10 protein-coding genes are annotated in these 10,613 nt (G+C 71.4%); 9 read left to right on the forward strand and 1 reads right to left on the reverse strand.

Going from position 1 to position 10,613, the window contains the following annotated elements:
• A partial coding sequence (locus VFV89_RS00370; protein ID WP_329703903.1) for a DUF2877 domain-containing protein occupies positions 1 to 618 on the reverse strand: 618 nt, incomplete at its 3' end.
• 135 nt (positions 619 to 753) lie between these two features.
• On the opposite strand from VFV89_RS00370, the gene VFV89_RS00375 reads away from it, so the two are divergent.
• From VFV89_RS00375 to VFV89_RS00415, 9 genes are all read left to right on the forward strand, one after another.
• Entirely contained in the window at positions 754 to 2,124 is a 1,371-nt protein-coding gene (locus VFV89_RS00375) for a uracil-xanthine permease family protein (protein ID WP_329703904.1), read from the forward strand.
• Complete coding sequence (locus VFV89_RS00380; RefSeq protein WP_329703905.1) at positions 2,121 to 2,939, forward strand: xanthine dehydrogenase family protein subunit M; 819 nt, start codon at positions 2,121 to 2,123, stop codon at positions 2,937 to 2,939. Before VFV89_RS00375 ends, VFV89_RS00380 begins: the two co-directional genes overlap by 4 nt.
• A complete protein-coding gene (locus VFV89_RS00385; protein ID WP_329703906.1) occupies positions 2,936 to 3,517 on the forward strand; it encodes a (2Fe-2S)-binding protein in 582 nt (193 codons plus the stop codon). Before VFV89_RS00380 ends, VFV89_RS00385 begins: the two co-directional genes overlap by 4 nt.
• 180 nt (positions 3,518 to 3,697) lie before the next feature.
• A complete protein-coding gene (cutA, locus tag VFV89_RS00390) occupies positions 3,698 to 6,094 on the forward strand; it encodes an aerobic carbon-monoxide dehydrogenase large subunit (protein ID WP_329703907.1) in 2,397 nt (798 codons plus the stop codon).
• Positions 6,091 to 6,717 (forward strand): carbon monoxide dehydrogenase subunit G, encoded by a 627-nt coding sequence (locus VFV89_RS00395; RefSeq protein ID WP_329703908.1) that lies wholly within the window; start codon positions 6,091 to 6,093, stop codon positions 6,715 to 6,717. Before cutA ends, VFV89_RS00395 begins: the two co-directional genes overlap by 4 nt.
• A complete protein-coding gene (locus tag VFV89_RS00400; RefSeq protein ID WP_329703909.1) occupies positions 6,710 to 8,098 on the forward strand; it encodes an amidase in 1,389 nt (462 codons plus the stop codon). Before VFV89_RS00395 ends, VFV89_RS00400 begins: the two co-directional genes overlap by 8 nt.
• Positions 8,095 to 9,327, forward strand: coding sequence for an amidohydrolase family protein (locus VFV89_RS00405; protein ID WP_329703910.1), 1,233 nt, complete (start codon positions 8,095 to 8,097; stop codon positions 9,325 to 9,327). The genes VFV89_RS00400 and VFV89_RS00405 overlap by 4 nt, the downstream gene beginning before the upstream one ends.
• 9 nt (positions 9,328 to 9,336) lie before the next feature.
• On the forward strand, positions 9,337 to 9,699 hold the full coding sequence (locus tag VFV89_RS00410) for a VOC family protein (RefSeq protein ID WP_329703911.1): 363 nt from the start codon (positions 9,337 to 9,339) through the stop codon (positions 9,697 to 9,699).
• 42 nt (positions 9,700 to 9,741) lie between these two features.
• Positions 9,742 to 10,613 (forward strand): hydantoinase/oxoprolinase family protein (locus VFV89_RS00415; RefSeq protein WP_329703912.1); only part of this gene is annotated, 872 nt, incomplete at its 3' end.

A 10,613-nucleotide genomic window follows, 5' to 3' on the forward strand; every position in this document is an offset into this window, starting at 1 on the left:
CGTGGTGCCGGCGAGCGCCCGCACCTCGGCGTCCACCTCCGGTGTCGGCACACCCGCCGCGCGGGTCACGGCGAGCCAGCCGCACAGCACGTCGTCGCCGTACGGCGTGAGCCCGTCGCCGCGGCCCACGAGCGAGGCGACGTCGATGGCCAGCGGTGCTCGAGGAGGGCGTTCTGCGTCCGTCTCTGAACCAGGTGATCCGGGGCTCGGGGGGCGTTGGGTGGCGTCGTCGCGGCGGTTTCGAGACGCTTGCTGCGCAAGCTCCTCAACCACCGCTCCGGTGGTTGAGGAGGTCGCTCTGCGACCGTCTCGAGGCCCCGGAAGCGTCGGCACCGAGACGTCCACCATCCGCCCGACGACCAGCGGCACGTCGTCGAGGTGCAGCACGCCACGACGCACCGATGCCCGCACCACGTCGGGCAGCTGGTCCAGGGCCGTCCGGAGGGCACAGGGCACCGCGGTGGCGCGGGTGCCCACCACGCCGACGCACCACCCGGCCACGTCGACGTACACCGCGTCCGGCCCGCGGTGCAGCAGCGGCACCGGTCCGTCATCGGTGGCGCGCAGGAGGGCCGCCACCCGTGGTGGTGCGCTCACCGCCAGCTGATCGTGCTGCACCCGACCGACGTTAGTCCGCGCGACACCTACCGGCGGGTAATACGCAGGTCACACCACTCGGGCCGCGTCGGGTGTGTCATGAGCGCATTCGGTCCGTGCCGGGCCTCGGGCGGCACACTGCGAAAGGGTGCATCAATGTCGATGTTCAAGTGGGACGTGGTCGAACCTGCGCCCGGCGAGCCGGTCGCTCCCAGTCAGCGGCTCCCGTGGGGCAAGACGATCGGTGTCGGCGCCCAGCACGTCGTCGCCATGTTCGGAGCCACCTTCGTCTTCCCGCTGGTCATGGGGCTCGACCCCAACCTCGCCATCATGTTCTCGGGGATCTGCACGATCCTGTTCCTGCTCATCACCGCCAACAAGGTGCCGAGCTACCTCGGGACCAGCGCGTCGTTCGTCGCCGGCGTCGCGGCGATCCGCGCCCAGGGCGGCGACTCCGCCGACGTCACCGGCTCGATCATGGTCTCCGGTCTGGTGCTCCTGGCCGTGGGCGTGCTCGTGCACTTCGGCGGCTCCGGGTTGATCCACACGATCCTGCCGCCGGCGGTGACCGGCGCGGTCGTCATGCTGATCGGCTTCAACCTGGCGCCGGTGGTGGCCGGGATCTACTGGCCGCAGGACCAGTGGGTGGCACTGCTCACCGCGACGTTCATGGTCTGCGCAGCCGTGCTGCTGCCGGGCTTCTGGGCCCGTATCGCGGTGCTCCTGGCGCTGGTCTTCGGCTACCTGATCTCGTGGCTCTTCGACGGGATCTTCGGCCCGATCAACTCCGTGCTCGGGGGTGCGACCGAGGCGACCGACCACGATCGCGTCAGCTGGACCGGCGTCAAGGCCGCGGACTGGATCGGGTTCCCGAGCGGGCAGCTCTCCGACGGTGTCGACGTGGTGCACGGCCCGAGCTTCTCGATGACCTTCATCCTGCTGGTGCTGCCGGGTGTGATCGCGCTGATCGCAGAGAACACCGGTCACGTCAAGGCGGTCGCCGAGATGACCGGGGACGACCTCGACCCCTACATGGGCCGGGCCATCGGCGCGGACGGCTTCGCAACCGCGCTGTCGAGCGCGTTCGGCGGCTCCCCGACCACGACGTACGCCGAGAACATCGGCGTCATGGGTGCGACCAAGGTCTACTCGACCGCGGCCTACTACGTCGCGGGTGCGGTGGCGATCCTGCTCGGCCTGTGCCCGAAGTTCGGCGCGATCGTCAACGCCACCCCGGGCGGTGTCCTCGGCGGCATCACCGTGGTGCTCTACGGCATGATCGGCCTGGTCGGTGCGAAGATCTGGGTCGAGAACGGCGTCGACTTCGGCAACCCGGTCAACATGGTCGGCCTCGCCGGCGGCATCATCGCCGGCATCGGCGGCGTGACCCTCGAGATCACCGACGACTTCTCGCTCAGCGGCATCGCCCTGGGCACGATCATGGTGATCGTCTACTTCCACATCGTGAACCGAGGAAGCCGGGGCAACACCGAGACGGGGGCCCATGAGGTAACAAAGGCACTGTGAAACCGGCGCCCTTCGCGTATCTCCGGCCGGGGTCGCTCACCGAGGCGGTGGCGGCCCTGGCCGGCGAACCGGGGGCCAAGGTGCTGGCCGGCGGCCAGAGCCTGGTCCCGTTGCTCTCGATGCGGCTCGCCGCGCCGTCGATGCTGGTCGACATCAACGGGCTGCCCGGCCTCGACACGATCACCGCGGACGAGGCCGGGGTCACGATCGGGGCGCTGGCGCGCCACGCCGACGTGCTCGCATCTGACGACGTGCGCCGGGTGCAGCCGCTGGTGCCGCTGGCGCTCTCGCACGTCGCCCATGCCACGATCCGCAACCGCGGCACCACGGTCGGGTCGCTCGTCCACGCCGACGCGGCCGCGGAGATGCCCGTCGCGCTGACGCTGCTCGGCGGCTCGCTCGAGGTCGAGGGTCCGGGTGGGCGGCGCAGGATCCCCGCGGACGGGCTCTACGTCGGTCCGCTCGAGTCCTCGCTGCACCACGACGAGATCGCGGTCTCGGCGTTCTTCCCCGCCCTCGCGCCCGGCGCCGGGGTGGCCTTCGACGAGGTCGCGCGCCGGCATGGCGACTATGCCCTGGTGGGCTGCGCCGCGCTGGTCGACGGTGACTCGGTCAGGGTCGGCTACCTCTCCGCGGCCGACCTGCCCACGGTGGTCGACCTCTCCGGCGTACCCGACGACCGGCTCGGTGACGCCGCTCTCGAGCACCTCGACCCCGGTGACGACATCCACGCGACCGCCGACTACCGCGCCCAGCTGGTGCGCGTGCTCACCGCGCGCGTGGTTCGATCGGCACGGGAGGGGGTGGGCCGATGAGCGAGGAGCGCCACGAGTTCGTGCTGAGCGTCAACGGCACGAGGCACCCGGTCGCGCTGCCCGCGCGGCGGCTGCTCTCCGACGCCCTGCGCCACGACCTCGGCCTCACCGGCACCCACGTGGGCTGCGAGCACGGCGTGTGCGGGGCCTGCACGATCCTGGTCGACGGCCGGCCGGTGCGGTCGTGCCTGATCTTCGCCGTGTCCGCGCAGGACGCCGAGATCACCACGGTCGAGGGGCTGACCAACCCGGACGGGAGCCTCGGCCCGGTCCAGCAGGCGTTCCTGGAGTGCCACGGCCTGCAGTGCGGCTTCTGCACGCCGGGCTTCCTCACCACGATCACCGCCGGCCTCCGCGAGAACCCCTCGCCCTCCCACGACGAGGCTCGCGAGATGGTCGCCGGCAACCTGTGCCGCTGCACCGGCTACCAGAACATCGTCAAGGCGGTGGAGCGAGCGGCGGAGCTGGCCCGCACCGGCACTCACGCCGACGCCCCAGAGCCGCCGGAGCCGGAGTCGGGTCAGCTCGAGTACGAGGACCGCGACGACGACAACGCCTCCACGGGGCTGGGGGCCTGAGATGAGGGCATCCACGGTGGCTGAGGTGCGCGGAGCGCCAGCGACGAGCCTCGAAGCCTCGTATGTGGGGGCTGGGGCTGGTGCGGCGCCGGTTGCGCGGGTGCCGTCGTTGCGGTGGCTTCGAGGCTCAGGCGTTGGACGCCTTTGCACCTCAGCCACCGTGAGGCTGGGAGATCGAGCATGACCACCAAGCTGATGGGCCAGAAGGTCCAGCGCGTCGAGGACCAGCGGTTCCTCCGCGGCCAGGGGCGCTACGCCGACGACGTGGCGGTCGGGAGCGACACGCTGCATGCCGCGGTGCTGCGTTCGCCGCACGCGCACGCGCGCATCGTCGACATCGACGTCTCCGAGGTCCTCGACCTCGAGGGCGTGCACGCGGTGTGGACCTACGACGACCTGACCGGCCCGATGGCCGAGCCGCTGCCGCTGCTGATCCCGCACCCGGCGCTCACCCGCGGCCGCACCCAGTACGCCCTGGCCGACGGCGAGGTCAACTACATGGGCGAGGCGGTCGCCTTCGTCGTCGCCGACGACCGCTACGTCGCCGAGGACGCGGTCGGCCGGATCCGGGTGGACTACGAGGTGCTGCCGGCCGTGGTCGGGCTGCCGGCGGCGCGGGCGGCCGAGCACCTCGTGCACGAGGACGTCCCGGGCAACCTCGGCGCCCGCCTGGAGCAGGAGGTCGGCGACGCCCGAGCAGCGATCGAGGAGGCCCCGCACCGGCTCGAGCTCGACCTCACCGTCGAGCGCAGCTCGTGCCAGCCGTTGGAGGGTCGCGGCACGGTGGCCCGCTGGGACCCGGACCTCAACCGGCTCCAGGCGTGGACCTCGACGCAGAGCTCGACCGGCGTGCGTGCCGCGCTCGCGGTGAAGCTGGGGCTCGACCTCGGCCAGGTCGACGTGATCACCCCCGACGTGGGTGGCGGCTTCGGGGTCAAGATCAACCACCCGTGGCCCGAGGAGCTGCTGGTGCCGCTGGCCGCGAAGGCGCTGGGCCGGACGGTGAAGTTCACCGAGGACCGGCGTGAGCACTTCATCTCCACCGCCCACGAGCGCGGGCAGCAGCACCACATCGAGGTCGGCTTCGACGACGACGGCCGGCTGCTCGGGCTGGACGTCGAGTTCTGGCACGACCACGGCGCGTACACGCCGTACGGCCTGATCGTCCCGATCATCACCTCGACCCAGCTGCTCGGGCCCTACAAGCCGCACAACTACCGAGTGGTCTTCGAGTCGCTCTACACCAACACCGTGATGGTGACGCCCTACCGCGGCGCCGGCCGGCCGCAGGGCTGCTACGCCATGGAGCGGACCATGGACGCGATCGCGGGCTACCTCGGCAAGGACCGCACCGAGGTACGGGCGGTCAACTTCATCCAGCCCGAGGAGTTCCCCTACGACCACGGGTTGGTCTTCCAGGACGGCCGCGAGCTGGAGTACGACTCCGGCGACTACCCCGCGATGCTGGAGAAGATCAAGGCGCTGGTCGGGTGGGAGGAGTTCCCGGCGTTCAAGGCGGAGATGGCGGCCCTGGGACGAAACGTCGGCATCGGGCTGGCGTGCTACGTCGAGGGCACCGGCGTCGGCCCCTACGAAGGCGCGCACGTGCACATCGAGACCTCCGGCAAGGTCAAGGTGGCCACCGGGCTCACCACGCAGGGGCAGGGGCACGCCACCGTCTTCGCCCAGCTGGTGGCCGACGAGCTCGGTGTGAAGTTCGAGGACGTCGAGGTCGTCACCGGCGACACACGCCGGATGCCGTACGCCGTGGGCACCTTCGCCTCGCGCGCAGCGGTGATGAGCGGCTCGGCGGTCCACCTGGCCGCCCAGCGGGCAAGAGAGAAGGTGCTCAAGATCGCGGCCGACGCGCTCGAGGTCGACGAGTTGGACCTCCAGATCGTCGACGGCGTGGTCTCGGTCAAGGGCGCGCCTCCCGACAGCGTCGGAGCCTCGATCGACCTCGGCACGGTCTCGGTGCTCTCCAACCCGCTGCGCTACGCCTTCGACGAGGCGTCCAAGGCGGCCACCCAGTTCTCGGTCGGCGACCCGGGCAAGCCACCGGTCGCCGAGGACGACGAACCCGGGCTCGAGGGCAAGGACTTCTACTCGCCCGAGCGTGCGACGTTCGCCTCCGGGATGCACGCGGTGATCGTCGAGACCGACCCGGACACCGCCGAGATCAAGATCCTGAAGTACGCCGTGGTGCACGACTGCGGCAACCTGATCAACCCGATGATCGTCGAGGGCCAGATCCACGGTGGCGTCGCCCAGGGCGTGGGCGGTGCGCTCTACGAGCGGATGGCCTACGACGAGTCCGGACAGCTGCTCAACGCGTCGTTCATGGACTTCCTGATGCCCTACGTCACCGAGGTCCCCGACGGCATCGACATCGACCACCTCGAGACGCCTTCGCCGCTCAACCCGCTCGGGATCAAGGGCGCGGGCGAGGCCGGGGTGATCCCCTCCGCAGCCGTGTTCGCGGCCGCCATCGAGGACGCGGAAGGCATCCCGGTCACGGCGATGCCGATCTCGCCCTCGGAGCTGTTTGCCCTGCGACAGTCGAAGGAGCCGTCATGAGGATCGCTGGGTCCAACGTCATCGACCAGCCGGTCGACAAGGTCTGGGACGCGCTGCTCGACCCCAGGGTCCTGGTGGCCACCATCCCGGGCTGCGAGCGGCTCGAGTCGACAGGTGAGAACACCTACGCCATGACCGTGACCGCCGGCGTCGCGGCGATCAAGGGCACCTACTCCGGGTCGTGCTCGCTCTCGGACCTCGAGGACCGCGAGTCGCTGGTGATGAAGCTGCAGGGCGCCGGCGCCCCCGGCACCGTCGACGCCACCGTCAACGTGCGGTTCTCCGAGCCCGCGCCCGGGCAGACCGAGATCTCCTACGACGCCGATGCGGTGGTCGGCGGCATGGTCGGCGGTGTCGGCCAGCGGATGCTCAGCTCGGTCTCCAAGCGGATGGCCGGGGAGTTCTTCGCCAACGTCGGCAACGCGATCTCGCAACCGCCGCTGGTCGAGCCCGCCGAGACCCCGGCAGGGGTGGCGTCCGCGCAACCCGCTGTCTTCACCGCGCCCGCCAAGACCGGCGGCATCTCGTCGCGGGACGACTTCATCAAGGGCATCGCGGTCGGTGCCGGGCTGGTCGTGCTCGGCGTGGTGGTCGGCGGGATCTTCGGCCGACGCCGTGGCTGACCTGACCGTCGACTCGACCGCCCGCGAGCAGGCCGCCGCCGTCCGGGCCAAGAAGATCTCCGCCCGCGAGCTGCTCGACCTGCACCTGGCCCGGATCGCCGAGCGCAACCCGGAGCTCAACGCGATCGTGAGCCTGGACGAGGACCGTGCGCGGCAGGGCGCGAAGCAGGCCGACGAGGCGCTGGCGAAGGGCGAGGGCACCGGGGCCCTGCACGGGCTGCCGTTCGCGTTCAAGGACACCCACGTGGTCGCCGGCTGGCGGACGACGTTCGGCTCGCCGCTCTTCGAGGACCTCGTGCCCGAGCAGGACGAGCTGATCGTCGAGCGGGTCCGGGGCGCCGGGGTCGTGGTGATCGGCAAGACCAACGTGCCGGAGTTCGCCGCCGGGTCGCACACGTTCAACAAGGTCTTCGGCACGACGCTCAATCCGGTCGACCCGAGCCGCTCCGCCGGCGGCTCGAGCGGCGGGGCGGCGTGCGCGCTCGCGGCGGGCATGGTGCCGCTCGCCGACGGCTCCGACATGGGTGGCTCGCTGCGCAACCCGGCGTCGTTCTGCGGTGTCGTCGGGCTGCGCCCGAGCCTGGGCCGGGTGCCGCAGTGGCCGCACTACAACCAGTGGGAGACCACGTCGGTCGGCGGCCCGCTGGCCCGAAACGTCGGCGACCTCGCGCTCCTGCTGAGCGTGATGGCCGGTCCCGACCCGCGCGCCCCGCAGGCGCTCGGCGACCCGGGGGTGGTCTTCGCGCCTCCGGTGTCGGGCGAGCTGGCCGGACTGCGGGTCGCGGTCTCGACCGACCTCGGTGGCCTGCTCGAGGTGGACACCGAGGTGGTCTCCGTCGTGGAGGGCTCGAGGCAGGTGTTCGAGGCCGCGGGAGCGTCCGTCGACGCCGCCCACCCGAGCCTGACCGAGGGCGACGACACGTTCCGGACGCTGCGGGCCTGGCACTTCCAGGCGATGTTCGGCCGGCTGCTGGCCGAGCACCCCGACGACTTCAAGCCGTCGCTGGCCGACAACATCCGGGCCGGTGAGCACCTCACCGGGGCCGACGTGGCCCGCGCGTACGCCCAGCGCACCACGCTGTCCGAACAGATGCGGGAGTTCTTCACCGGCCACGACCTGCTGGTGCTGCCCACCTCCCAGGTGCCACCGTTCCCGGCCGACCAGGAGTACCCCGCCGAGATCAACGGCAAGCAGATGGAGACCTACCTGGACTGGATGCGAGCCTGCTACCTGATCACGGTGACCGGGTGCCCGGCGATCTCGGTGCCGTTCGGGCGTACGCCGGACGGCCTGCCGGTCGGGGTCCAGCTGGTTGCGCCGCACGGTGCCGACCGGTTCCTGTTGGAGGTGGCGGCGGCGATCGAGGCGGCCCTGGGGTGACCCACGACCTGGTGGTGGTGGACGCGACCCTGCGCGGTCGCGCGGGCCGCTGGCAGGTCGCGGTCGACGGCGGCCGGATCGCCGAGGTGACCCGGGACGCGGTCGGCGGGCGTGAGGATCTCGACGCCGCGGGCGGACTGGTCACCGAGAGCTTCGTCGACGCACACCTCCACCTCGACAAGGTGCACACGCTGGACCGCATCGGTGACGCGGCCCTGACGGCTTACACCGCGGGCGACATGGCGTCCGCGCTCACCTCGATCCAGCTGGCCTCGGCGGTCAAGGCGGACTACGACCGATCCTGGATCGAGGCCAACGCCCGGCGTGCGCTCGTCGAGGCGGTGCGGCACGGCGTCCGGCACGTGCTCGCCTTCGCCGACGTCGACACCTCGGCGCGGCTCGAGGGCCTGATCCCGCTGCTGGCGCTGCGCGAGGAGCTCCGCGGCGTCGTGGACCTGCAGGTGGTGGCGTTCCCGCAGGACGGTCTGCTGTGCGACCCCGGCGCCGAGGAGCTCGTCCGTGAGGCGGTCGACCTCGGCGCCGACGTCGTCGGGGGCATCCCGTGGATCGAGAACACCGACGACGACGCCCGCGAGCACGTGCGCCGGATGTGCTCGCTCGCGGCCGAGCGCGGCCGCGGTGTCGCGATGCTGGTCGACGACGCCGGCGACGCCTCCCTGCGGACCACGGAGATGCTCGCCAGCGCGATGCTCGAGCACGGGCTGGTGGGGCGCGGCGTCGCCAACCACGCCCGGGCCCTCGGCCTCTACCCGCGTCCCACCCTGGAGCGGCTGGCGGGGCTCGCCCGGCGGGCCGGCCTCGGCTTCGTCTCCGACCCGCACACCGGTTCGCTGCACCTGCCGGTGCGCGAGCTCACCGCCATGGGGCTCCCGGTCGCGCTCGGTCAGGACGACATCGAGGACGCCTACTACCCGTTCGGCCGGCACTCGATGCTGGAGGTCGCCTTCCTGGCCGCGCACGCCCTCGGCGCACTCGACCAGCCCGGTCTCGACCTCGTCTATGACGCGGTCACCACCACGGCCGCGACCGTGCTCGGCGTACCCGGCCACCGGCTGGAGCCCGGCGGCCGCGCCGACCTCGTCGTCCACCACCACGGAACCCTCCGCGAGGTGCTCGCGCACCATGCCCCTCCCGCCCACGTGGTCGCATCCGGCAAGGTGGTGGCCAGCTCCACGTCGTCGACCACCTTCGATGAGGACCCGGACTGAGGAGAGACCATGGCCGTGATGCGCTACATCGTCGCCGACGTCGATGCGGCAGTCGGCTTCTACGCACTGCTGGGCTTCGACGTCGACCAGCAGTTCGGCCCGACCATGGCCATCGTCGGCCGCGACGACCTCACGCTGTGGCTGGCCGGTCCCAACGCGTCCGCGTCCCGCCCCATGCCCGACGGCCGGCGACCCGAACCCGGTGGGTGGAACCGGCTGGTGCTCACCGTCGACGACCTGGCCCGGACGGTCGACGAGCTGCGCGCCGCGGGGGTGCCCTTCCGCAACGACGTCGTCACCGGGCCAGGTGGCAGCCAGATCCTGTGCGAGGACCCGTCAGGCAACGTCGTCGAGCTGTTCCAGCCGGCCTGAGGCCCTTGCCCCAGTGAGCGGGGTGGCTGACAGAGTGACGACATGAGCGTGACCCGCCGCATCCGCATCGGCATCGACACCGGCGGCACGTTCACCGACGTCGTAGCCTTCGACGAGGACACCGGTGAGCTGGTCACCACCAAGACCCCGTCCACACCCGGCAACCCCGCCGACGGCTTCCTCGCCGGCATCGACAAGGTGCTGAGGCTGATCGGCGCCGACGGCGCCGACATCGACGCGGTCTCGCACGGCACCACGGTCGCGACCAACCAGCTGCTCGAGGGCAAGGTCGACCGGCTCGGCTTCGTCACCAACACCGGCTACGAGGCGATGCTCGAGATCGCGCGGCAGTCGGTCCCGGACGGCTACGGCAACAGCTACTTCTGGGTCAAGCCGGACCGGATCGTCCCTCGCGACCTGGTCAAGGGCGTCGAGGGCCGGCTGGACGTGAACGGCGACGAGGTGCGGCCCTTCGACGAGGACGGTGCCCGAGCGGTGGCGCGCTGGTTCCGGGACCGGGGGATCGACACCCTCGGTGTCTGCTTCCTGCACGCCTACGCCAGCCCGGTGCACGAGGAGCGGATGCGCGCGGTGCTGGCCGAGGAGCACCCCGACGCGGTCGTGTCGGTGTCGAGCGAGGTGCTCCGCGAGTACCGCGAGTACGAGCGGGCGATGACCACGCTGGTGGACGCCGCGGTGAAGCCGCGGCTGTCGGCGTACGTCAACAACATCAAGGCCCGGCTGACGGCGTACGACGACCGCACCATCCCGTTCTACGTGATGAAGTCCAACGGTGGCGTGCTCTCGGCCGACGAGGTCGTGCACCAGCCGATCACCACCGTGCTCTCCGGACCCGCGGCGGGTGCGCTCGGCGCCGCGCTGATCGCGAGGGTCGCGGGCTTCGACAGGGTCCT

Origin of the sequence: Nocardioides sp. (assembly GCF_036274455.1) — a bacterium.
Taxonomy (GTDB): domain Bacteria; phylum Actinomycetota; class Actinomycetes; order Propionibacteriales; family Nocardioidaceae; genus Nocardioides.

What these genes read in the sequence shown, in the direction of transcription:
- VFV89_RS00375 (WP_329703904.1), top strand. Translation starts at nt 754, where the DNA reads ATGTCGATGTTCAAGTGGGACGTGGTCGAACCTGCGCCCGGCGAGCCG.
- VFV89_RS00385 (WP_329703906.1), top strand. Translation starts at nt 2,936, where the DNA reads ATGAGCGAGGAGCGCCACGAGTTCGTGCTGAGCGTCAACGGCACGAGG.
- cutA (WP_329703907.1), top strand. Translation starts at nt 3,698, where the DNA reads ATGACCACCAAGCTGATGGGCCAGAAGGTCCAGCGCGTCGAGGACCAG.
- VFV89_RS00395 (WP_329703908.1), top strand. Translation starts at nt 6,091, where the DNA reads ATGAGGATCGCTGGGTCCAACGTCATCGACCAGCCGGTCGACAAGGTC.
- VFV89_RS00410 (WP_329703911.1), top strand. Translation starts at nt 9,337, where the DNA reads ATGGCCGTGATGCGCTACATCGTCGCCGACGTCGATGCGGCAGTCGGC.